Annotated in this window: 21 protein-coding genes and 1 pseudogene; 15 read left to right on the top strand and 7 right to left on the bottom strand. The window is 62.1% G+C overall.

The window, feature by feature from the left end; all coding sequences use genetic code 11:
• Window positions 1-9: 9 nt before the first annotated feature.
• Together fliD and B0G77_RS06320 are read right to left on the bottom strand one after the other, a co-directional pair.
• Entirely contained in the window at window positions 10-1,437 is a 1,428-nt protein-coding gene (gene fliD / locus B0G77_RS06325) for a flagellar filament capping protein FliD (protein WP_133661343.1), read from the bottom strand.
• A gap of 170 nt (window positions 1,438-1,607) precedes the next feature.
• Window positions 1,608-2,426 carry a flagellin domain-containing protein gene (locus B0G77_RS06320; protein ID WP_133661342.1) on the bottom strand — a complete coding sequence of 273 codons (819 nt, stop codon included), beginning with the start codon at window positions 2,424-2,426 and terminating at the stop codon, window positions 1,608-1,610.
• 297 nt (window positions 2,427-2,723) lie between these two features.
• Here B0G77_RS06320 and B0G77_RS06315 point away from each other — a divergent pair, with 297 nt between their 5' ends.
• Both B0G77_RS06315 and rpsU read left to right on the top strand, forming a co-directional pair.
• Window positions 2,724-3,665 (top strand): aldo/keto reductase, encoded by a 942-nt coding sequence (locus B0G77_RS06315; RefSeq protein ID WP_133661341.1) that lies wholly within the window; start codon window positions 2,724-2,726, stop codon window positions 3,663-3,665.
• 327 nt (window positions 3,666-3,992) lie between these two features.
• The gene (rpsU, locus tag B0G77_RS06310) at window positions 3,993-4,205 is read left to right on the top strand and encodes a 30S ribosomal protein S21 (RefSeq protein WP_074262890.1); all 213 of its coding nucleotides are present in this window, start codon (window positions 3,993-3,995) and stop codon (window positions 4,203-4,205) included.
• A 194-nt stretch (window positions 4,206-4,399) separates the two neighbouring features.
• Here the strand turns inward: rpsU and B0G77_RS06305 are convergent.
• Window positions 4,400-4,824 (bottom strand): annotated as a pseudogene (locus B0G77_RS06305) (hypothetical protein).
• Between the two features lie 419 nt (window positions 4,825-5,243).
• On the bottom strand, window positions 5,244-5,840 hold the full coding sequence (locus tag B0G77_RS06300) for a DNA-3-methyladenine glycosylase I (protein ID WP_133661340.1): 597 nt from the start codon (window positions 5,838-5,840) through the stop codon (window positions 5,244-5,246).
• Between the two features lie 175 nt (window positions 5,841-6,015).
• Between B0G77_RS06300 and B0G77_RS06295 the strand changes: the two genes are divergently transcribed.
• Both B0G77_RS06295 and B0G77_RS06290 read left to right on the top strand, forming a co-directional pair.
• Window positions 6,016-6,942, top strand: coding sequence for a BadF/BadG/BcrA/BcrD ATPase family protein (locus B0G77_RS06295; protein ID WP_133661339.1), 927 nt, complete (start codon window positions 6,016-6,018; stop codon window positions 6,940-6,942).
• A gap of 35 nt (window positions 6,943-6,977) precedes the next feature.
• Window positions 6,978-7,799, top strand: coding sequence for a Cof-type HAD-IIB family hydrolase (locus tag B0G77_RS06290; RefSeq protein WP_133661338.1), 822 nt, complete (start codon window positions 6,978-6,980; stop codon window positions 7,797-7,799).
• 114 nt (window positions 7,800-7,913) lie between these two features.
• On the opposite strand, the gene B0G77_RS06285 is transcribed toward B0G77_RS06290, so the two are convergent.
• Window positions 7,914-8,231 (bottom strand): PXPV repeat protein, encoded by a 318-nt coding sequence (locus tag B0G77_RS06285; protein ID WP_133661337.1) that lies wholly within the window; start codon window positions 8,229-8,231, stop codon window positions 7,914-7,916.
• Between the two features lie 408 nt (window positions 8,232-8,639).
• Window positions 8,640-9,371 carry an aquaporin Z gene (gene aqpZ / locus B0G77_RS06280; protein WP_133661336.1) on the bottom strand — a complete coding sequence of 244 codons (732 nt, stop codon included), beginning with the start codon at window positions 9,369-9,371 and terminating at the stop codon, window positions 8,640-8,642.
• A gap of 313 nt (window positions 9,372-9,684) precedes the next feature.
• Between aqpZ and B0G77_RS06275 the strand changes: the two genes are divergently transcribed.
• Complete coding sequence (locus B0G77_RS06275) at window positions 9,685-9,984, top strand: H-NS histone family protein (protein ID WP_133661335.1); 300 nt, start codon at window positions 9,685-9,687, stop codon at window positions 9,982-9,984.
• A 186-nt stretch (window positions 9,985-10,170) separates the two neighbouring features.
• Here the strand turns inward: B0G77_RS06275 and B0G77_RS06270 are convergent, their stop codons facing one another.
• Entirely contained in the window at window positions 10,171-11,235 is a 1,065-nt protein-coding gene (locus B0G77_RS06270; protein ID WP_133661334.1) for a glycosyltransferase family 4 protein, read from the bottom strand.
• 620 nt (window positions 11,236-11,855) lie between these two features.
• Between B0G77_RS06270 and flhD the strand changes: the two genes are divergently transcribed.
• From flhD to cheD, 10 genes are all read left to right on the top strand, one after another.
• Window positions 11,856-12,176, top strand: coding sequence for a flagellar transcriptional regulator FlhD (gene flhD, locus B0G77_RS06265; RefSeq protein WP_279571282.1), 321 nt, complete (start codon window positions 11,856-11,858; stop codon window positions 12,174-12,176).
• Window positions 12,177-12,227: 51 nt separating this feature from the next.
• Window positions 12,228-12,791, top strand: coding sequence for a flagellar transcriptional regulator FlhC (gene flhC / locus B0G77_RS06260; protein ID WP_133661333.1), 564 nt, complete (start codon window positions 12,228-12,230; stop codon window positions 12,789-12,791).
• 162 nt (window positions 12,792-12,953) lie between these two features.
• Window positions 12,954-13,814, top strand: coding sequence for a flagellar motor stator protein MotA (motA, locus tag B0G77_RS06255; RefSeq protein WP_133661332.1), 861 nt, complete (start codon window positions 12,954-12,956; stop codon window positions 13,812-13,814).
• Between the two features lie 22 nt (window positions 13,815-13,836).
• Window positions 13,837-14,835 (top strand): flagellar motor protein MotB, encoded by a 999-nt coding sequence (gene motB / locus B0G77_RS06250; RefSeq protein ID WP_133661331.1) that lies wholly within the window; start codon window positions 13,837-13,839, stop codon window positions 14,833-14,835.
• Window positions 14,836-14,919: 84 nt separating this feature from the next.
• Window positions 14,920-15,297, top strand: a complete 378-nt coding sequence (locus tag B0G77_RS06245; protein ID WP_133661330.1) for a response regulator — start codon at window positions 14,920-14,922, stop codon at window positions 15,295-15,297.
• A 63-nt stretch (window positions 15,298-15,360) separates the two neighbouring features.
• Window positions 15,361-17,652: a chemotaxis protein CheA gene (cheA, locus tag B0G77_RS06240; RefSeq protein WP_133661329.1), complete on the top strand. Its 2,292-nt coding sequence runs from the start codon at window positions 15,361-15,363 to the stop codon at window positions 17,650-17,652.
• Between the two features lie 35 nt (window positions 17,653-17,687).
• Complete coding sequence (locus B0G77_RS06235) at window positions 17,688-18,215, top strand: chemotaxis protein CheW (RefSeq protein WP_133661328.1); 528 nt, start codon at window positions 17,688-17,690, stop codon at window positions 18,213-18,215.
• Window positions 18,216-18,248: 33 nt separating this feature from the next.
• Window positions 18,249-20,165 (top strand): methyl-accepting chemotaxis protein, encoded by a 1,917-nt coding sequence (locus tag B0G77_RS06230; protein ID WP_133661327.1) that lies wholly within the window; start codon window positions 18,249-18,251, stop codon window positions 20,163-20,165.
• A 17-nt stretch (window positions 20,166-20,182) separates the two neighbouring features.
• Window positions 20,183-21,136 carry a CheR family methyltransferase gene (locus B0G77_RS06225; RefSeq protein ID WP_133661326.1) on the top strand — a complete coding sequence of 318 codons (954 nt, stop codon included), beginning with the start codon at window positions 20,183-20,185 and terminating at the stop codon, window positions 21,134-21,136.
• Window positions 21,133-21,909, top strand: a complete 777-nt coding sequence (gene cheD, locus B0G77_RS06220; RefSeq protein ID WP_133661325.1) for a chemoreceptor glutamine deamidase CheD — start codon at window positions 21,133-21,135, stop codon at window positions 21,907-21,909. Before B0G77_RS06225 ends, cheD begins: the two co-directional genes overlap by 4 nt.
• The last annotated feature ends 5 nt before the right edge of the window (window positions 21,910-21,914 follow it).

Below are 21,914 nucleotides of genomic sequence, written 5' to 3'. Positions count from 1 at the left end.
GCCGTTTCGTTACTTGTTGGTGGCGAGCGTGCCAGCGCTGCTCGTACCGCCAAACAGCTGGGTCAGATAAGTGGAATTGCTCTGCATCTGCGCCATCAGGGTATTGAGCGCCGTAAATTGGGCGTTGTATTGCGCGGTCAATGAGTTCTGGTAGCTTGTTAGTTGGGTACTCTGATCCGCCAGTTTCGACAGGTCGCTATTCAGGAACTGCGTGCGCTGGTCGATGACGCCGGTCGTCTCCGTGTACGGCGTGAGGAAGTCCTTCAACGACACACCGATGCCGTTAGCCTGGTTGAACACAGCAGATACCGCCGCACTGTTCGACGTCAATGCCGTTTGTAACGCCGTGCTGTCGACTTTGATCGTGCCGTCCGGCTGCAGATTCAGACCCAGCGAGGACAGGCTGTACGTCTTGCTGCCCGATGTCACGCCAGCGCTGATGATGCTGGCGATACCGTTCGTGATCGAATTCAGCATTGCATCGCCGAGCAGTGGGCCCGCTGTCGCAGCGTTCCCGCTGCTCGCCGCCGTATACGAACTCAGTCCCGACGCAGTGGTGATCACGTTGTTGTACGCCGTCACGAAACTATTGATCGCCGTGGTAATGCCCGTCGTATCCTGCGCAAGCGTCAGCGTCTGCGTTTGATTGATAGCAGCCGACGTCAGGTTCAGCGTCACGCCGGTCAGTGCACTGGAGATTGAGTTCGTTGCGCTGGTGACAGTATTGCCGTCAATCTTGAGCGAGGCGTCCGCGGCCGCCACTACCGTCGAGTAGCCCGTCGCCAGCGACTGGTTGAGACCGCTCGTCGCAGAGAGCGAAACCGTGTTGGCGGCGCCGGTCGAATTCGACGACACCACCAGATGTTGACCGTCCGCCGCATTGACGATCGTTGCCGTTACCCCGGGATTGCTGCTCGACGCGTTGATGTTCGCGGCGATGGTGGAAAGTGTGTCCGTCGCTGACACGCTGACCTGCATCGAGCTAGTGCCCAACCCGACGGTCAGCGTGCCGCTGCCGAAGTTTTGGGTGGAGGTGAAAGCCTGCGACGAAATCGAGTTGGCCGTCGCAATGCTGGACACCAGAATGGTGTGGGTGCCCGCCGCCGCGCCGGTCGTCGTGGTCGCGGTCAGCCCTGAGCCGCTCGCGGTGGCGCTTAGTTGCCCCAAGGTGGAGCCGTCCGAGAGACCGCTCAATGAAGTTTGAAGCGCAGCCAGCGCAGACTTGATCTGCCCGATTGCGGTCAGTTCAGTATTGTCGCTTGTCTGTGCGTTGCTGATGGTGGTCGCCTGGCCGACAGTCTTCGACGTGACCAAAGCCGATACGAGAGAACTGACATCGAGCGATGATTTGGTCGAACCGGAGATGATGGACTGAGCCGCCTGTGCGAGCTGGCTGCTCAGACTGGAGGCGGTCGTCGATGTCGTAGTGGCGGTCATTCAGAAACTCCGGTCGTCGATTCGAAGTAGCAGATTTGTGCTCGTTATAAATGCATGACGGGAGGCGTGCCTCCCGGTTAGACGGCGATGCGCCTGAGTGCCGGAGCTGCTTGCTGCTGCAGCTCCGGCCAGACAGCGGCGCGATGATGCGCGCCGCTTGCCAGTCATGCTTACTGGAGCAGCTTCAGAACCTGCTGCGGCAGCGAGTTTGCCTGAGCCAGCACCGAGATGCCAGCCTGTTGCAGCACCTGTGCCTTGCTCAGGTTCGCCGTTTCCTGTGCGAAGTTGGCGTCGGTAATCTGCGATTGTGCCGCGCTCATGTTTGTCGATTCCGTTTCCGTCGTCGAAATCGCCTGGGTGATCGTGTTCTGCTGTGCACCCAGCGTTGCCTGGAAGGTATTCACGCTGGCGAGCGCGGTATCGATCAAGCCCATCGCCGTTTGTGCACCTGCAGCTGTCGACACGGAGAGCGCGTTGACGCCGAGGCCGGTCGAATTCCACGTGGTGGCGCCGAAGCTCAGCGCGGTTTGTTGGCCCGCAAATGCACCAATCTGGAAGTTCACCGTGCCCGCGGACGACAGGACTGCCGTGCCGTTGAACGTGGTTTGAGACGCGATGCGGGTGATGTCGGCAAGACGCGTTTGAACTTCGGCGTCCAGGTTCGACAGCGCAGCGGAGTTCAGCGAACCGTCACCGGCTTGAACTGCCAGCTGGCGGATACGTTGCAGGTCGGCGACGGTCGAAGAAAGCGCGCCGTTGGCCGTTTGCACCATCGAAACCGCGTTGTTCGCGTTGGAGACGCCCTGGTTCAGCGCGTTGATCATCGCCGTTTGCGACGTCGCGATTGCGTTGCCTGCTGCGTCGTCAGCCGCCGTGTTGATACGCTTGCCCGACGAAAGGCGGTTAATCGCCTGCGACAGCGCGCTTTGCGAACCCGAGATATTGGTCTGTGCCGTCAGCGACAGAATATTGGTGTTTATGCTCAGCATTTGCTTCCTCTTTTGGAAAACGCCTCGGAGATAGGCTGTTTGGTTCCAGGCGTCGCGCTGTTTGATGAGTGGCGCCGCCTTTCCTGGTTGTCGGCGGGATCAGACGAAAACTTTAGGGAAGATTTGAAAATGGGGGTTCGAACTCATAGGCGGAAGCCGCTCGGCGCATGAAGTCGAGATCCTGGCGGCGATCGAATCGCGCAGGGGCCGAGGGAGGACGTCGATGTTGTCCGCTGTGAGCGTCGGCAATGCGGCGTATTCTTGACGATCTTGAGGCATAACGCTTGTGGAGGCGTCATGCAGAAACGCACTATCGCAAGCTCTTCGCTACAGGTCGCGCCGCTGGTATTCGGCGGAAACGTGTTCGGCTGGACCGCCGATGAAGCCACTTCATTCTCGATTCTCGACGCCTTTGTCGATGCCGGGCTCGAGTTCATTGATACCGCGGACGTTTACTCCGCCTGGGTGCCGGGCCACCAGGGCGGCGAGTCGGAAACCATCATCGGCAAGTGGCTGAAGAAAAGCGGCAAGCGCGACAAGGTTGTGCTCGCGACGAAAGTAGGGATGCTCGCAGCGCGCAAGGGCCTGTCGGGCGGCAATATCCAGACGGCGGTCGAAGATTCGCTGCGCCGCCTGCAAACCGACTGTGTCGATGTCTATTTTTCTCACCTCGACGATGCGGATACGCCGCTCGCGGAGACCCTCGGTGCTTATCAGCGCCTGATCGAGGTGGGCAAGGTGCGTGTGATCGGAGCGTCGAACTACAGCGGTGCGCGTGTTGAGGAGGCGCTTTTGGTCGCGCAGCAGTACGGGTTGCCCAAATATCAGTTGATCCAGCCCGAATACAACCTGTACGATCGCGCAGCCTTCGAAAGCGACCTCGAACCGGTTGCTCAGGCGCACCGGCTGGGCGTCGTGACCTATTACAGCCTCGCAAGCGGTTTCCTTTCCGGGAAATACCGGTCTGGCGCGGATCTGGGCAAAAGCGCGCGGGGCAGCCGCGTCGAAAAATACCTCAACGAGCGCGGCATTCGCATCCTCAAAGCGCTCGACGAAGTCGCCGGCCGACATGACAGCGCACCCGCGACGGTATCGCTCGCATGGCTGATCGCGCGGCCGAGCGTGACGGCACCGATCGCGAGCGCGACGTCGGTTGAACAGCTGAAGAGTCTCACCGCAGCGGTCCATCTGACGCTCAGCGACGCCGATATCCGCCAGTTGAACGACGCAAGTGCCTGAGCCAAATCGCTAAAACGGTGGTCGGCACGATATTTTCCTGATATCATCGGGAGTGAATTGAGATCTTTGCCTGTTTCGTGGTCGATTTGTAGTCAAAGTCGGTGGCGAAGTGGGCATCAGACGCGGCGCTGCATTGTGCGTCTGCCCGCGTTTCGCGGTGAACTCCCCACCTCTCTTTTCCGGCCTCCGTGGCCGCTTTGCCTCTCGTTTTCGTCCATGGTTTCGTTTGCCTGTTATTGGCCATGTATCGAAACGACCGGAGTGCCGGCGCGTGAGCGGGTTGCCGCCACGCAATTAACCGTATCAAGCGATTTAGTTAGGAATTACATGACGACGATTCTTCTGAAAGAAAACGAGCCGTTCGAAGTGGCGATTCGCCGCTTTCGTCGCGCTATCGAAAAGAATGGCCTGATCGCCGAGCTGCGTGAGCGCCAATCGTATGAGAAGCCGACGACGGCGCGTAAGCGCAAGAAGGCAGCAGCTGTGAAGCGCCTGCACAAGCGCCTGCGCAGCCAGCAACTGCCGAAAAAGCTGCACTAAGCAAGCTTTCCGGTATGGCTCGACGGCGGTGACGCTTCGAAAGAAGCGTCACCGCCGTTTTGTTTCGGCAGTGCGAAAGCGGGCACCGGCAGGCGTCCGCGCGCAGAGTTTTGCAATTTCGCGTTCTGCGATGGACCGGCTGTCGCGAGGCGCAGCATCCGTTCAGATGCGCCTCGATATCGGACGAGCCGGACTCAAGCCGTGCTCTTTACGCGCTCAGCGGACAGCGAGAACTGGCGGGCGATCGAACTAAGCCGTTCCGGCCATTCCCATATGCCGAACGCGTCGTGAACGTTTTGCAGGCAGCTAAGCAATTCAACGGCGGTAGCGTCGTAAGTGTCGATACGCGCCCGCAAGAGTGCTTCCTTCAATGCCGCATACCGACGTCCATGTAGGCCGGCACATTCAGCGGGTCCTTTGTGACGTAGCGCACAGGAATGCCCTCCATGACCGTCATGTAGTCGCGCGGCTTGATAAAGCTGCCGACTGGACAGCCACCGCAGATACCCCGGTAGGCACCGCCACCCCGCGGCAGCAACGCAGTACGTCCTTGCCCGTAAAGGTGGCTCACAGCCCGGTTGAATATTTCCTGGTGAGTGAGAAAGTTCGGGCTTTTCATGTGACGGATGCCCCTGCGCGAAGCGCAGCGGTTGTTCTATTCGAGTGTAATGTCAGCCGGGTCTGGTGTGGCGCAACAAACAAGGCCGGAAACGCCCAAAACTGCCGCCCCCTTTAGAGAACGCGGCTCGCTGCCCGCCGCTGTGGCAACTGGCAACGATTGGGAACTGCTCGGGGAGACGTCGCCCCGACATTCTTTAGTACCCCAATAACGACCCAGAGCGGGAAAAACGTAGCGGCCGGTTTTGCGGGCGCGCAATTTTGACATGAAGCGAAGTCGCTTGCAGCGAAGCTGTACATTGCAGAGCCTTCTGCATAGGGGCTTCGGGAGGTGGCCTTGGGGAGACGGGATTTCCCGAGCATCGGGAATAACCCGTAAGCAACTGCATAAAATGGGACGGTGACACGGATCGTCATTTTTCAAGCTACCGTGCGTTTGCGCCCTTTTTTGCCGAGCGAGGCACACCGAGCGCGGCACTCGCAGGTCTGTTCATGATCGTTGACCATGCCGATGGCTTGCATGAGCGAGTAGCAAATCGTCGTCCCGACGAACTTGCAGCCGTATCGTTTCAGCGCCTTGCTGAGAGCGTCTGAAATCTCTGTCGACGCCGGCGCCTCCTTGTACGACGCCCAGTTGTTCTGGAGTGGGGTCTGGTCGACGAAGGACCACACAAAATTGGCAAGCGAGCCGTGCTCCTCCTGGATCTGCTGCACGGCGCGCGCATTGGTGACAGCCGACTCGAGTTTCCCGCGATGGCGCACGATGGCGGCGTCCAGCACCAGTGCGTCGATCTGTTTGGGCGTGAAGCGTGCGACCTTGTCGATATCGAAGTCTGCGAACGCGCGACGGTAACCTTCACGCTTGTTCAGGATAGTCGACCAGGACAATCCGGCCTGTGCGCCTTCCAGCACGAGCATTTCGAACAGGTGCTGGTCGTTTCGTGAGGGAACGCCCCATTCGCTATCGTGGTACTGCGCGAGTGCTTCGCTCGTTGCCCAGTTGCATCGCTGTGTCACTTTCCGGCTCCTGCGGGTGGGATGTGAAGGAGATTTTGTGCGTGTGTGTCGCCGCCGACACGGCTACGCAAGAATAGCCGAACAGATGCGCGCCGCCACCTGGCCAGACGGCCGATTGCCGGATCGAGGCGAACCCGATACGCTTTGCAGCACTTACTCAAACGAATGCATTTCGATGACTCAAGACTATTTCCTCATCGGTGTCGACGGCGGTGGGTCGGGCACGAGGCTAGTGCTCGGCGATCTGCGTGGCGCAGAACTCGCACAGGCTACGGGTGGTCCATCTGGGCTCGGACTCGGTGTCCAACGCGCGTGGCAGTCCATCGAGTCCGCGTGTCGCGACGCGTTCATGCGCGCCGGATGCGAATTCGACTGGTCGCGTTGTGTGCTCGGTTGTGGACTGGCGGGCGTGAACAACCGTGACTGGCTCGCCGCCTTCCGCGCGCACGCGCCCGCACTCGCGGGCCTTGTCGTCGAAAGCGACGCGTACACCACGCTCCTCGGCGCGCACGGCGAAGCGCATGGCGTGGTCGTGGCGCTCGGAACGGGAAGCGTGGCGGCGTCGGCCGATGGCGAAGGACCGTGGCGCATCGCGAGCGGCTACGGGTTTCCGTCCGGCGACGAGGCAAGCGGTGCCTGGTTGGGATTGCGCGCCATCGTTCACGCGCAGCACGCACTTGATAGCCGGGTGGCGCACGACGCGTTTTCGCAGGCTCTCCTCGAACACGTCGGCGCCAGCGACAGGGACAACCTGATCGTATGGCTGTGCGAGGCTAACCAGACTGCCTATGCGGGCCTTGCGCCCATTGTGCTCGCGCACAGCGGGCATCCGTTCGCAGCCCGTTTGCTAGGCGAGGCGGGCGTCGAGATCGCGAAAATGATCGACGCACTCGACCCGTCCGGAACACTTCCTGTCGCGCTGTGCGGCGGCCTGGGCGAGCCGCTGCGGTCGTATGTGCCGCAATCGTATCGTCCCCGGCTGCGCGCGCCGCTCGCCGATTCGGCCCACGGCGCCCTTCAGCTCGCACAGCGTGAAGCGGCGCACCTCTTGTCGACATCCAGCGGCGCAACGGGCGTTAGGGGTGACGCGATTGAACGCTAAAATAGCTCCTCTGATGCTGCCCGGCTGCCTGCGAAATGTATAAAGTCATCGCCACCGATCTTGACGGAACTCTCCTCAACAGCGACCACCAGGTCGATCCGTTCACCGTATCCACAGTGCGCGCGCTGGAGGCGCAGGGTATGCATTTCGTGATCGCGACGGGACGCCATTTCTGCGACGTCGCCGGAATCCGCGATGTGCTCGGCATCCGCCCCTATCTGGTTACGTCGAACGGTGCACGGGTGCATGGGCCGGACAACGCATTGATCCACGCAAGCGATCTGCCGCCGGACATCGTGCGGCGCCTCGTGCATCCGCACGTCGCCGGCGAACACGGGCGGGTGATCGTGAATCTCTTCGCCGACGAGGCATGGCTCATCGATCGCCATGCGCCAGAACTCCTGCGCTTCCATCAGGATTCGGGCTTCACGTATGAAGTGACGAACCTTCGTCAGCACGATGGCAGCGATATCGCGAAGGTGCTTTATATCGGTGAGCCTGGTGATCTGGCGCAGGTCGCAGCGAATCTCGAGCGCGAGTTTGGCGACAAGCTCTATGTGACCTATTCGCTACCCGACTGTCTTGAGGTGATGACAGCGAATGTATCGAAAGGGCGCGCACTGCAGGTCGTGCTGGACCGTCTCGGCATCGAGGCGGCCCGCTGCGTCGCGTTCGGCGACAATATGAATGATATCGATCTGCTCGAAACGGCTGGGCATCCGTTCATGATGAACAACGCCAATCCTGATCTCATCACGCGTCTGCCGAACGTGCCGCGTATCGGCAACAACTTCGAGGCGGGCGTTGCTCATCATCTGCGCAAGCTGTTTGCGATGGACGGCGCGGTGACCTCATAGGTCTCCCGATACCTGAACTGGTGTGACGCAGCGACACTCACCGCGCCACGCAAGCCGGCTTGCGGCGGCGATCAGCCGTGGAACCAACCGCCGCCGTGTGCGCGATCGAGCCGCTTATCCGTGCCAGCCGTAGCCACGGTCCCCGCGAGCGTCCCAGCCGCCACGATCGTTGCGTTCATTGTCGTAGCGGCGATGGTCACCACGGTCCCAGTGCTGCTGCTCCCAGCCACGGTGGTCCCAGCCACCGCGATTCCAGCCGGGATGATCGTATACCGGTTGGGGCGCTGCATAGACCGGTGTCGGCTGTACATAGACCGGCGCAGGAGCGCCTAGCGAGAGACCGATGTTCAGATCCGTATGTGCCTCGGCGACACCGCACGCGCCGGCGGCAAGACCTGCAGCAACAAGCAGATGAGTAACGATGCGTTTCATGGTTCTTCCCCTGTCTCGCGACATAGTTGTCGCACAGGTTCAATCTACGCATCCGGGAAGGGTTCGACTGCGACGAGATGTTACGGAGTGCAAGCGTCGATGCAAGCTGCGCAAATGGTGCGGTCCGCAGGAGCCGTTGCGAGATACATCGACAAGCGGTGCATCGCTCGTCCTTCAACGGGTTCAACCAGTACGCACAGAGCGGGTGCGAGGTCGTCGGGCCGCGACGCTTGCATCAAGGTAAGCGACGCTTACATTTGTGCCATTCATTAATTTTTGCGATTGCCTTTCCCATTCTCGCGAACCGTTGCGCAGACAGCGTAGCAAGCAGAACGGGCGCCGATGCGCCCGTTCACGGATTCAGATCGTGATGTCCGCCCGACAAGCAGACATCAGAGAAATGTGGTCTTAGTTCAAAACCGGGGCGGTCTGGCGTTGATCCGCAACGAGCGGATACACCACGCCAGCGATCACAGCGCCGAGAAGCGGCGCGATCCAGAACAGCCACAACTGGTCGACCGCGGCGCCACCTACGAAGAGCGCTGGCCCAGTGGAACGCGCTGGATTGACGGACGTATTGGTGACCGGAATTGATATCAGATGGATGAGCGTGAGGCAGAAGCCGATGGCGATAGGCGCAAAACCGGCGGGTGCGCGGCGATCCGTTGCACCGAGGATCACGAACAGGAAGAAACCCGTCATCACGACCTCGCAGATGAACGCGGAAATCATTGAGTAGTGGCCCGGGGAACGATCGCCGTAACCATTGCTGGCGAACCCGCTGGCTACGAGATCAAAACCGGGCTTGCCCGACGCGATCAACGAGAGCACGAAGGCGCCGAGCACTGCGCCGACGACCTGCGCCACGATGTACGGCACGAGATCCCGTGCCGGAAAGCGGCCGGCAACCGTCAGGCCGACACTCACCGCCGGATTCAGATGACATCCGGAAATGTGACCGATGGCGTAGGCCATCGTCAGGACGGTAAGGCCGAATGCGAGCGAAACGCCCACGAAGCCGATGCCTAGCCCATGGGCCGGCCCGGTGAAGCTGGCGGCAAGCACGGCGCTGCCGCAGCCGCCGAGCACCAGCCAGAAAGTGCCGAAGAGCTCGGCTGCGACACGTTTTGACAACTGCATATACGTATTCCTGAAAATTCGCCTGAAAAATTCGCCCGAAAAAGTTCGAGACGGGAAGCGGCGCGGCAACCTACCGATGCGCACCGCCCTGCCCGATTCTAGACAAACGATCAACGCAACGTGGTCAAGAATTGTCAAATCCGAGCAGGTCACTTCGATTATTTCGGAGAAAGAGTCACACGATTTATAAGTCACCCATCGCTTAATTATTATCAGAGGATTTCTTGATATGCGGGTGTAATTCGCATTGCGAATTTCTTTATTTGCAGCTAATCTCCGATCGAATGACACCTAGAAAAGGGCAGAGACCAAAATGTCACAATACGCAGATCTGAAGGCTCAGATTGCGAAGCTCCAGGCGCAGGCCGAGGAAGCGCGGCGCACTGAACTCGTGAACGTCATCGCCGAGATCCGGAGCAAGATCGTCGAGTACGGTCTGTCCGCCCAGGACCTCGGATTTGCCGTGGCAGCGCGGCGTGGGCGGCCTCCAAAGAAGGCGCCGCTGCCGCCGCGCTATCAGGATCCGAAGACGGGCAGTACGTGGAGCGGCCGGGGCAAGCCGCCCAAATGGATCGCGGGCAAGAATCGCGAGCGGTTCCTGATCGAGCCGTAATCAACCGACGGTGTGAAAGCTCTCTGAAGGCATGTGGGGCAAATCAATCTTTTTTGTGCCTCTTTTGCGTCAATAAAAAAGCTGCCTTTAAAGGCAGCCTTTTTGTCGATGGCAGGTGGTTTTAGCAATTTTCGAATCGCGCAAACGATTCACCTGACAAAGTTACGCGCAATTAGCGCTCAGCGCCTAGCCGACCGCTACGCGACGCAGTATCGGGCGGCGGCATTCTTCCACGAGTGCCGTATAGCCGTCCACGTAATTCTGCGCCATCGTTTTCGAGCTGAAGCGGCGTTCGAACTGCGCGCGAATTTCGCTGCGCGATAGTTCGTCGATCCGCTGCAGCGCCGCGACCGCGCCTTGCACGTCTTCGCAGATGAAGCCGGTTACGCCGTGGTCGATCACCTCGGGCACCGAGCCGCGGTTGAACGCAATTACCGGCGCACCGCATGCCATCGACTCGATCATCACAAGCCCGAACGGCTCCGACCAGTCGATAGGAAACAGCAGTGCCTTCGCGCCCGACAGAAACTCGGGCTTCTGCGCTTCGGTGATCTCGCCGACGAACTCGACGTGCGCCTGCGACAGCAGTGGTTCGATTTCCGTCTTGAAGTATTCCTCGTCGGCCTTGTCCACCTTGGCGGCGATCTTCAGCGGCAGGCCGCTCTGGGCAGCGATCCTGATGGCTGTATCGACGCGTTTCTCAGGACAGATACGGCCGAGGAACGCCAGATACTCCGGCACTTTGTGGGCTTGCGGCGTCAGCAACTGCTCCGGCAGCCCGTGATAGATCGTGTTGAGCCAGTTCGCCTGCGGCAGCGGCTGCCGTTGCGAATCGGAAATCGACACCACCGGGGCGTTGGAGAACGCGTCGAACACCGGCTGCAGTTCTGGCAGATCGAGACGCCCGTGCAGCGTGGTGACAAACGGCGTGTCGAGTGTAGAGAACAGCGGAAAGGGCAGGTAGTCGAGATGGAAGTGCAGCACATCGAACTTGTGGGCGACCTGGCGTACTTGCTCCATCATCAACACGTGCGGTGCCATCGCGTCGCGCACCGTCGGATCGAGACGCAGCGCGCGCGGCCAGCAGGCTTCGAGATCCGCCGAAGTGACCGAATCGCCGCTTGCGAAGAGCGTCACATCGTGGCCGAGATCGACAAGCGCTTCGGTGAGGTAGGACACAACGCGCTCCGTGCCGCCGTAAAATTTCGGCGGGACAGCTTCATAAAGCGGCGCAATCTGTGCAATTCGCATGCGGTTCTCCTAGTTCAGAAAGGCTTCGCGTCGCGGCGTTCAGGTCGAGCGACACGCAAAAGCCTGGTCGGGCGGGTGAGCTTCTTTTGGTCGCCACACGAGGAACATGCCCGAACCGGATCGGGTTATCCCTGACAGTCCATTATCAGGATCGGCCGCAGCATTTCGAGGTATTTTTCAAACGCTTAATGTTGTTACAGCGCGATACACACCCTGTAGCGGGGCTGTACCGGAGGTGGAAAACCCTTGCCAGTAAAGGCGTTCAGCCACTTCGGAGGGTATCGTGCGGAGCAGCAGGCGAGAACCCGGGTCTATCTATCACGCATATCTTGCAGCGTGATGAAAACGCTCTATAATCCCGGCGAATTCTTCTCTCCGCCGCCCCGGCGCGGCAAAAATCCCCGCAAAATCCCCACGTTGTCCGGTTTGTAGGAATAATTCTTACAGTATTAATGGAGTTTTCCGTCAGAACGACGGGGCGTCTTTCCGATTTCCGTTCGTATTCCCTTTGGACACAATGCTGGCAAGACCATAAACGGGCCGTTCGTGCGTTTTTTATGCATGCGAGCGAGCAAACGTTTCCGCAAGACCAGACCAAGCCAGATCGACTCGGGGGAATGATGAGCGCAACAAGCGAAATGCTCAGTGAGATCAGAGAAGTTAACCTGTCTTATCTGTTGCTGGCCCAGCACCTTCTTCGCGAGGACAAGCCCATGGGGATGTTCCGCATGGGCATTTCAGACCAGCTGGCCGACGTGCTGACGAATCTGTCGCTCGCGCAGACTGTCAAGCTGGCCGCATCGAACCAGGTGCTATGCCGCTTCAGGTTCGATGACCACGCGATTCTTTCGTCGCTTGCCGACAAGGGCAAGCAGAGCGTCATTGCCCAGGCCCATTCCGCGATCCTGATGGCGAGCCAGCCGACCGAGCAGATCGGTTGACGCCCGCGTCGCACCTCACTCAATCCAGCAGGATCGCGGGACAAGAGGCGGATGGCACATAAAAGCGTGGTGATGGAAGTCAGGGAAATCACCCTGGCAATCGAGCTGATCGAACTCGGCGCGCGTTTGCAACTGCTCGAGGCGGAAACGAGCCTGTCGCGTGACCGGCTGATCAAGCTCTACAAGGAGCTGAAGGGCGCGTCGCCGCCCAAAGGCATGTTGCCCTTCTCGACCGACTGGTTCATGACATGGCAGCCGAACATCCACTCGTCGCTGTTCTATAACGTCTACCGGTTCATGAGCGTGCAGGGCGGCTGCGAGACGATCCAGTCGATTGTGAAGAGCTACCGGCTGTATATGGAGCACGTCGAGTTGCAGGGCGACGAGCCTGTGCTGAGCCTGACGCGCGCATGGACGTTGGTGCGCTTCTTCGACTCCGGCATGCTGCAGATGACGCCTTGCTCGCGCTGCCGTGGGCATTTTGTCGCGCATGCGCATGATCCGCGGCACGGTTTCGTCTGCGGATTGTGTCAACCGCCTTCGCGGGCGGGCAAGACCAAAAAGGCCGCCGACGCGAAAGCCCGTGCCGCCGACGATGTGGTGCTGGTCGCCTGAACCGGCGGCTTGCCGATTGCCCGGCAGGCCGCACCGCGCCTTGCTGCGCTCCGCTGGTATACACCGGGGGCGCCAGCCCCTTTTCCCCCCAAAGTTTTCTGCCCGCCTGCCGTAAACCAGTTTAACGACGGTCTCCCGTCGCTTCTTTGTGAGGGCTCGGCAGTGTTGATTTTCGTGGGAACACTCGTAACGCTGTTGTCCGTCTTCGGCGGCTATGTGCTGGAAGGCGGCCACCTTGCCGCGCTGTTGCAGCCCGTCGAAGTGCTGATGATCGTGGGTGCGGGCGTTGGCTCATTCATTCTCGGCAACGGCATGAAGACGATCAAGGCCACGCTTCGCGTGATCCCGTCGCTCTTCAAGGGCGCCAAGTACAACAAGGACGTCTACATGGAGCTGATGGCGCTTCTGTACGTGCTGCTCGCGAAAGCGCGCAAGGAAGGCACCCTGACGCTCGAGGCCGACATCGACGATCCGTCGAAGAGCCCGATCTTCACCCAATATCCGAAGATCCTCGCGGACCAGCATATCGTCGAGTTCCTGACCGACTACCTGCGGCTGATGGTCGGCGGCAACATGAACGCGTTCGAAATCGAAAGCCTCATGGACGAGGAAATCGAAACGCACCATCACGAAGGCGAGGCTCCGGCACACGCGCTCACCAAGGTCGGCGATGCGATGCCGGCCTTCGGGATCGTCGCCGCCGTGATGGGCGTGGTCCACACGATGGCGTCCGCCGACAAGCCGCCTGCCGTGCTCGGCGAGATGATCGCCCAGGCGCTCGTCGGCACCTTCCTTGGGATTCTGCTTGCCTACGGGCTGATCGGACCGCTCGCGAGCGTCGCTGAACAGCGCGTGACCGAGTCGACCAAGATGTTCCAGTGCATCAAGGTGACGATTCTCGCCAGCCTGAACGGCTATGCGCCGGCGATCGCCGTCGAGTTCGGCCGCAAGGTGCTCTTCTCGACCGAACGCCCGTCGTTCACCGAGCTGGAAGAGCACGTGCGCCGCGTGAAGGCGAAGTAAGGCACGGGCCAGGGATCAGTCGATGAGTAAGGACAAGGACCGCGCAATCGTCGTCAAGCGCTCGGCGCCGCCGAAGAAAGGCCATCACGGGGGCGCGTGGAAGCTTGCCTATGCGGACTTCATGACCGCGATGATGGCGTTCTTCCTGCTGATGTGGCTGCTGAGCTCGGCATCGACGGTGCAGCTGAAGGGCATTGCGGATTACTTCAACCAGCCGCTGAAAGTCACGCTGTGGGGCGGCGACCGAAGCGCGGTGGATTCGAGCGTCATGAAGGGCGGCGGCCGCGACATCTCGACCGACAAGGAAGGCATTACCCGTCAGACCGACGGTTCGATCATGCGCGCCGAGCACAGCGAAGCGCACAACGACGACGAAGCGCTCAAACAGATGCAGGGCACGCTCGAGCGCCGCGAGCAGGTTCGTCTGCATGACCTTCAGGTGAAGCTGATGGCCGCGATCGAAGCGAATCCGGTGCTGCGCCAGTTCAAGCAGCAAATCCGGATCGATTCGACGCTGACGGGCCTGCGCATCGAGATCGTCGACTCGCAGAAGCGGCCGATGTTCGCGACCGCGGAGGACGTCGTCGAGCCGTACATGCGCGACATTCTGCGTGCGATCGGCAGCACGCTGAACGACGTGCCTAACCGCATCGTCGTGCAGGGGCACACCGACGCGGTTCAGTACGCGGGTGGCGAGAAGGGCTACAGCAACTGGGAGTTGTCGGCGGATCGGGCGAATGCCTCGCGCCGCGAGCTGATCGCGGGCGGCATGGATGAAGCGAAAGTGTTGCGCGTGCTGGGTCTCGCATCGACGCAGAACCTGAACAAGGCCGACCCGATGGATCCGGAGAACCGCCGGATCAGCATCATCGTGCTGAACAAGCGGTCGGAAGAGGCATTGACGCGCGACGATTCGACGACGACCACGTTGTCCGACGACGCTGCAGGCTCGAAGCAGCTTCTGGACAGCATCGCGCAACCGGCGGCGGTTGCCCCGAAGCCGGCGACGGCGACGCAGTAAAGGAACGCAGTTGTCCGGCCACGTTCGCGCCGCCGGCGCGGCGCAGCAGGCGAGGCAACTTAAAGTGAGCGCAACGAGGCTTTCATGATCAGGCACATTCTGGCAATCGACGATTCGGCAGCGATGCGCGAGATTCTCTCCGCGACGCTGACGGCGGCCGGCTATCAGGTGACGCTCGCGGCCGACGGCGAAGAGGGATTGGAGAACGCGCTCGCGATTCCCTTCGACCTCGTGCTGACGGACCAGCATATGCCGCGCCGATGCGGCCTCGATCTGATCGCCGCGCTGCGCGACAACCCTGCATACCGGGCGACGCCCATCCTTGTGCTGACGACCGAATCCGGCGACACGTTCAAGGCGGCGGCGCGCGACGCAGGTGCGACCGGCTGGATCGAAAAGCCACTCGACCCCGACATGCTGACCGAACTGGTTGCGGCGCTTGCCGTACCCAGCGACGTCTGAGCGGCAACAAGCTAACGTGCAAACCGGCCCCAGCCCAGACAGATCTCTCGCGGTGAACCAGGCATGACACTCGACATCACTCAGTTCTATCAGACGTTCTTCGACGAAGCGGACGAACTGCTCGCGCAGATGGAGCAGCTGCTGCTCAATCTCGACATCGGCCGCCCCGATCCCGAAGACCTCGCGGCGATTTTCCGCGCGGCGCACTCGATCAAGGGCGGCGCGGCGACCTTTGGCTTCACCGCCTTGACGGAAACGACGCACATCCTCGAATCGCTGCTCGACCGCGCGCGCAACAATGAACTCGTGCTGCGCAAGGACATGATCGACACGTTCCTCGAAACCAAGGACGTGCTTTCCGGCCAGTTGGCGGACTACCGCGCGAGCGCCGAACCGGACGCGGCGGTGGCGAAGGCGATCTGCGCACGCCTCGAATATCTCTATAACGAAAGCCGCGGAGTGCTGCCCGCCGGCGCGACGCCGCCGGCTAATGCGGCGCCCGCAGCAGCCGCCGCTCCCGCCGTTGCCGTTGCCGCCGCGGCGCCCGAAGCGCCGCAAGGCGCGCGGCCGCCCGAGCACGTGGTCGAGCAGGCCGTGCAGGCAGCGGGCGAATGGAACGAAGCCGAGCCGGCCGTCACGGGTGCACCGGGCGGCCCGCATCTGAAGATTACGCTACGGGGAGTAGGTGAGAAGGACCAGGAACTGCTGACGGAAGAACTCGGCAACCTGGGGCGTATCGTCGGACAGGTGAAGACAGGCGGCGATCTCACGCTGTGGCTCGACTCCGATGTATCGTCCGACGACATCGTCGCCGTGTGCTGTTTCGTGATCGACGAAAGTCAGATCGTGATCGGCCGCGGCGCAGCGCCAGTGGATGAGACGCAGGAGGGCGAACCTGGAGCGCCCGAGACTGCGCCTTCTGCACCGGCGTTCGCAGGAAGCACGGCAGGCGGCGGCGCGGGGGCGCCGTCCGCGGCAGTGTCAGGCAATGCAGTGCCGGCTCCGGCCGCGCCACCCGCAGCCAGCTCAGCACCATCGGCGCCCGCCGCAGCGCCGGCCGCCAGCGCACCGGTGGCAACCGCAGCAGCGGCGCCCGTGGCACCGGCCGCACCCGCTGAAACGGAACGCAAGGCCGCGGCCCGTCCGGCAGCGGCTGCCAGCGCGGAAGGCAGTTCGATCCGCGTCGGCGTCGAAAAGGTAGACCAGCTGATCAACCTGGTCGGAGAACTGGTGATCACGCAGGCGATGCTGGCGGAGACCACCAGCACCTTCGACCCGGCGTTGCACGACCGCCTCTTCAACGGCATGGCGCAGCTCGAGCGCAACGCGCGCGATCTGCAGGAAGCGGTGATGTCGATCCGCATGATGCCGATGGATTACGTCTTCAGCCGCTTCCCGCGCCTCGTGCGCGATCTCGCGGCGAAGCTCGGCAAGGAGGTCGAACTCGTCACCTTCGGTCAGGCGACCGAACTCGATAAGAGCCTCATCGAACGCATCATCGATCCGCTGACCCACCTCGTGCGCAACAGTCTCGATCACGGCATCGAGACTGTGGAAGCGCGGCGTGCGGCAGGCAAGGATTCGACCGGACAGCTCGTGCTGTCGGCCGCGCATCATGGCGGCAACATCGTGATCGAAGTCAGCGACGACGGCGCCGGCCTGCGCCGCGACAAGATTCTCGCCAAGGCGGCGAAGCAGGGCATGCAGGTCAGCGAAACCATGACCGATGAAGAAGTCTGGAACCTGATCTTCCTGCCGGGCTTCTCGACCGCCGAACAGGTCACGGACGTGTCGGGCCGCGGTGTCGGCATGGACGTGGTGAAGCGCAACATCCAGTCGATGGGCGGTCACGTCGAAATCACCTCGCACGCGGGCAAGGGCAGCACCACGCGCATCGTGTTGCCGCTCACGCTGGCGATTCTCGACGGCATGTCGGTGAAGGTCGGCAGCGAGATTTTCATCTTGCCGCTCAACTTCGTGATGGAGTCGCTACAACCGCGGGCCGAAGACATCTATACGGTCGCCAACGGCGAGCGCGTGGTGCGCGTACGCGGTGAATATCTGCCGCTCGTCGCGCTGCACGAAGTGTTCTCCGTCGACGACGCCAAGGCCGAACCGACTCAAGGCATCGTCACGATCATGCAGACCGAAGGACGCCGCTTTGCAATGCTGATCGACGAGCTCGTCGGCCAGCAGCAGGTGGTGGTGAAGAATCTGGAAACGAACTACCGCAAGGTGCACGGCATTTCTGCCGCGACCATTCTCGGCGACGGCAGTGTCGCGCTGATCGTGGACGTGGCAGCTCTTAACCGCGAAACCCGTGCAGCGCACGGTGCCCTGAACAACCTCTCTTAACAACCTTTATTCAACCCAACCGTTTGGGGGCTAACGTGGCAGAAGTCCAATCCATCAATTCGACCGTGAGCGGCGCGAATGGCCGCCGCGATGCGGGGCAGGCCGACGCCGGCGGCCAGGAGTTTCTGGTCTTCACGCTCGGCGCGGAAGAGTACGGCATCGACATCCTGAAAGTGCAGGAAATCCGCGGCTACGACAGCGTGACGCGCATCGCGAACGCGCCTGATTTCATCAAGGGCGTGATCAACCTGCGCGGCATCATCGTGCCGATCGTCGACATGCGGATCAAGTTTCATCTCGGCCGTGTCGAGTACGACCATCAGACCGTCGTGATCATCCTGAACGTCGCGCATCGCGTAGTCGGGATGGTGGTGGACGGCGTGTCCGACGTGCTGACGCTCGCGACCGACCAGATCATGCCCGCCCCGGAATTCGGCGCGACGCTGACGACCGAGTACCTGACCGGCCTCGGCACGGTCGACGGCCGCATGCTGATCCTGATGGACATCGAAAAGCTGATGACCAGCCGGGAAATGGCGCTGATCGAAAACCTCGGCGCCTAAGCGCCGGTTCACAGGTATCAAGGAGAAATAGCGATGCTCGGCAAGTTGTCGATCCGCACCTCGCTGACGGCGGTGGGCGTCGTTCTGGTCGCGCTGACCGTGGTGGTCGGCGCGCTCGGACTGACTGCGCTCAATCGCGCGAGCCAGTCACTCGACTCGATCGCCCGCGGCGATCTGGTCGCCATCCACTCGCTCGACGACGCCGCGTCGTATATGTTGCGCTCACGCATTACGCTCAATCGCTTCGATGCGATGACCGCTGCAGGCAACACGGACGACGCGAAGAAGGTGTTCGAGCGGGCGCAGTTTCTGCTCAACAAGTCGAACGAAGCGTGGCAGGCCTATCTGAACGCGCCGAAGACGGGCGTCGATCAGGCGCCGCTCGACGAGCTGGTGGCGCGCCGCGCGGCGGTGATGCGCGACGGCGTCGATCCGGAGTTCGCGGCGCTGCGCGCGAACGACCTGGTGGCTTATCACGCGATCGCGGACACGAAAATCAGTCCGATGTTCGTTGCCTACGATGAGGCCGCGACGCCGGTCGTCAAGGCGCTGCAGCAGCGCGCGATCGACGAGCAGGCCGCGTCGCAGTCGAACATCTCGACGATGACGGCGCTGATCATCGGCGTCACGGTGTTGGCGCTGGTGCTGGTTGTGCTGATCCGCTTCGCGTTGCGCGGCCTGATCGTGCAGCCGCTCGACGATGCGGTCGATGCCTTCGAACGCATCGCGTCGGGCGACCTGACGCAGCACGTCGAAGTCTCCAGCAGCAACGAAATCGGCCGTCTCTTCAGCGCGATCAAGCGGATGCAGGAGAGCCTCGCGACGATGGTCAAGGCCGTGCACGGCAGCACCGGCTCGATCGATACCGGCGCGCGCGAAATCGCGATGGGCAACACCGATCTCTCGCAGCGCACCGAGCAGCAGGCAGCCTCGCTGCAGCAGACCGCATCGAGCATGGAGCAGCTCACCGGCACGGTGCGCCAGAACGCCGAGAACGCGCGCCAGGCGAGCCAGTTGGCCGTCAACGCGTCGGACATCGCGACGCGCGGCGGCGAGGTGGTGGGCGAGGTCGTCAGCACGATGCAGGACATCGCGAAGAGCTCGAACAAGGTCGTTGACATCATCGGCGTGATCGAAGGCATCGCGTTCCAGACCAACATCCTCGCGCTGAACGCCGCCGTCGAAGCGGCGCGCGCGGGCGAACAAGGCCGAGGCTTCGCTGTGGTGGCGGGCGAAGTACGCAGTCTGGCGCAGCGCAGCGCAAGCGCCGCGAAAGAAATCAAGGAGCTGATCGGCGATTCGGCCGACAAGGTGCAGAGCGGTTCGCTGCTGGTGGGCCGTGCCGGCACGACCATGGATGAGATCGTGCAGGCCGTGCGCCGCGTGACCGACATCATGGGCGAGATCAGCGCGGCGTCGGAAGAGCAGTCGACCGGCATCGAGCAGGTCAATCGCGCTGTCGTGCAGATGGACGAGGTCACGCAGCAGAATGCGGCCCTCGTCGAGCAGGCCGCGGCGGCTGCGGCGTCGCTCGAAGAACAGACGCGTCACCTGCAGACCGTGGTTGGCGCGTGGCGGGTGACGGGCGGTCTGCATGAAGCGCGTGGCGGCCCGGTGGCGCAGCCGCAGGGGGCTTCATCCGGTGTGCGTGCACGCAGCGGCGGAGTGAGGTCGTTCTGCGCAGCCGCCGCGCCGGCAGCGCACGCGGCACCGACGCATGCCCAGGCCCACAGCCAGCCGCAAGCAACGCAGCAGGCGGGCGTGACCCATACACAGGCCACGCAGGCCACGCAGGCAGGCGCGCCCGCCGCGAGACCGGAAGCCGCGACGCGCGCGGAACCGGTCCTCAGGTCGAAAAAGGTATCCGCAGGCCCAGGCGAACCGGCGACGCGCCCGGCCTCGCCCGTGACCACCTCAGCCGGCTCGGACGCCGACTGGGAAACGTTCTAGGAAAATGGCAGGCAGTCATGATGTCAACGCGCGCACAGCAGCAGCGGCCCGAGCGGGCCGACGCCGGCCGCTCCGGCGACCCGGGACGTGACTTCGAGTTCACGTCGGCGGATTTCGCGCGCATTCGCGAACTGATCCACCGCAGTGCGGGAATTTCGCTGTCGGATCATAAGCGCGATATGGCGTACAGCCGTCTCGCACGGCGTCTTCGCGCCCGCAATATCGACAGCTTCAAGGAATATCTCGACCGGCTCGAAGCGGATCGGGACCCGGCCGAGTGGGAAGCGTTCACGAACGCGCTCACGACTAACCTCACGGCGTTTTTCCGCGAGGCGCATCATTTCCCGATCCTCGCCGGGTTCGTGAAGAAGCGGCAGGGGCCGGTATCGGTGTGGTGCTCCGCAGCGTCGACGGGCGAGGAGCCGTATTCGATCGCGATGACGCTGATCGAAGCGCTCGGCGACAGCGCGGCGCGCCAGGCGACCGTGCACGCCACTGACATCGACACCCAGGTGCTCGCGAAGGGCGAAGCGGGCATGTACCAGTTCGATCAGGTGAAGCACCTGTCGCCGGAACGGCTGAAGCGCTTCTTCCTCAAGGGAACCGGCGCGCATGCTGGGATGGTGAAGGTGCGTCCCGAAGTGCGCGCGATGATCCGCTTCGAGCAGCTGAATCTGACTGACCGCGACTATGCGTTGCGCACGCAGTTTGACGCGATTTTTTGCCGCAACGTGATGATCTATTTCGACAAGCCGACCCAGGCGCAGGTGCTGGCGCGCTTCGAGCCGCTGGTGAAGCCCGGCGGTCTGCTGTTCGCAGGCCACTCGGAAAACTTCACCTATGTCACGCAGGCGTTCCGCCTGCGTGGTCAGACGGTCTACGAACTGACGCGCGACGCTGGCGGCGTGCATGCCTCGTCCCTCACGGCAGCGGGCGCAGCGACGAAATCGATGGGTGAGGTGAGCGTATGAGCAGCACCTTGCCGATCGCAAGCAATCTGTATTTCGACAACCACTTCAAGCGCCCCGGCGTGAAGCTGCTGCCGAACGAGTTCTACACGACCGGCGAAGACATGGTGCTCGTCACCGTGCTCGGCTCGTGCGTGGCGGCGTGCATCCAGGACCGGACGGCGGGCATCGGCGGCATGAATCACTTCATGCTGCCCGACGACGGCGCCGATGTCGTGCAGGCTGCATCGGACTCGATGCGCTATGGCGCGTACGCGATGGAAGTGCTGATCAACGAACTGATCAAGGCCGGTGGCCGGCGCGAACGCTTCGAAGCCAAGGTGTTCGGCGGCGCAGCGGTGCTCGCGGGCATGACGACGATGAACATCGGCGACCGCAATTCGGAGTTCGTGCGCCGTTATCTGGCGCTCGAAAAAATCCGCGTCACGGCCGAAGACCTGCAGGGCGGGCATCCGCGCAAGGTCGCGTTCATGCCGCGCACCGGCCAGGTGATGGTGAAGAAGCTGCGACTGCAGCAGGATCAAGGGGTGGCCGAACGGGAACAGGCGCTCGCCCGGCAGACTGCCGAAGAGCGCGCCCAGCGGCTTGCGCGGGCGCGCGAACGCGTGGAACTGTTCGCCGCACCGGCGGCCTCAGGAGCCAGGCCGCGCATCGAACTGTTCGGGGCGGCAGCCACCGCGCCGGCGACGCCAGGCACGAAGCCGCGCGTCGAACTGTTCGGTTCGAGCGCCCGCCCCGCCAACCAGAACAACGCCAGGACTACAGAGGAGGCGTGACAGCT

This window comes from Paraburkholderia sp. BL10I2N1, assembly GCF_004361815.1.
GTDB lineage: Bacteria > Pseudomonadota > Gammaproteobacteria > Burkholderiales > Burkholderiaceae > Paraburkholderia.
The sequence above is the reverse complement of the archived record's forward strand: the minus strand, read 5'-3'. Positions and strand labels throughout refer to the sequence as shown.

Coding starts and splice junctions, on each gene's coding strand:
- fliD (WP_133661343.1), bottom strand. CDS start 1,437: ATGACCGCCACTACGACATCGACGACCGCCTCCAGTCTGAGCAGCCAG.
- B0G77_RS06320 (WP_133661342.1), bottom strand. CDS start 2,426: ATGCTGAGCATAAACACCAATATTCTGTCGCTGACGGCACAGACCAAT.
- B0G77_RS06315 (WP_133661341.1), top strand. CDS start 2,724: ATGCAGAAACGCACTATCGCAAGCTCTTCGCTACAGGTCGCGCCGCTG.
- rpsU (WP_074262890.1), top strand. CDS start 3,993: ATGACGACGATTCTTCTGAAAGAAAACGAGCCGTTCGAAGTGGCGATT.
- B0G77_RS06295 (WP_133661339.1), top strand. CDS start 6,016: ATGACTCAAGACTATTTCCTCATCGGTGTCGACGGCGGTGGGTCGGGC.
- B0G77_RS06290 (WP_133661338.1), top strand. CDS start 6,978: ATGTATAAAGTCATCGCCACCGATCTTGACGGAACTCTCCTCAACAGC.
- B0G77_RS06285 (WP_133661337.1), bottom strand. CDS start 8,231: ATGAAACGCATCGTTACTCATCTGCTTGTTGCTGCAGGTCTTGCCGCC.
- aqpZ (WP_133661336.1), bottom strand. CDS start 9,371: ATGCAGTTGTCAAAACGTGTCGCAGCCGAGCTCTTCGGCACTTTCTGG.
- B0G77_RS06275 (WP_133661335.1), top strand. CDS start 9,685: ATGTCACAATACGCAGATCTGAAGGCTCAGATTGCGAAGCTCCAGGCG.
- B0G77_RS06270 (WP_133661334.1), bottom strand. CDS start 11,235: ATGCGAATTGCACAGATTGCGCCGCTTTATGAAGCTGTCCCGCCGAAA.
- flhD (WP_279571282.1), top strand. CDS start 11,856: ATGAGCGCAACAAGCGAAATGCTCAGTGAGATCAGAGAAGTTAACCTG.
- flhC (WP_133661333.1), top strand. CDS start 12,228: ATGGCACATAAAAGCGTGGTGATGGAAGTCAGGGAAATCACCCTGGCA.
- motB (WP_133661331.1), top strand. CDS start 13,837: ATGAGTAAGGACAAGGACCGCGCAATCGTCGTCAAGCGCTCGGCGCCG.
- B0G77_RS06245 (WP_133661330.1), top strand. CDS start 14,920: ATGATCAGGCACATTCTGGCAATCGACGATTCGGCAGCGATGCGCGAG.
- cheA (WP_133661329.1), top strand. CDS start 15,361: ATGACACTCGACATCACTCAGTTCTATCAGACGTTCTTCGACGAAGCG.
- B0G77_RS06230 (WP_133661327.1), top strand. CDS start 18,249: ATGCTCGGCAAGTTGTCGATCCGCACCTCGCTGACGGCGGTGGGCGTC.
- B0G77_RS06225 (WP_133661326.1), top strand. CDS start 20,183: ATGATGTCAACGCGCGCACAGCAGCAGCGGCCCGAGCGGGCCGACGCC.
- cheD (WP_133661325.1), top strand. CDS start 21,133: ATGAGCAGCACCTTGCCGATCGCAAGCAATCTGTATTTCGACAACCAC.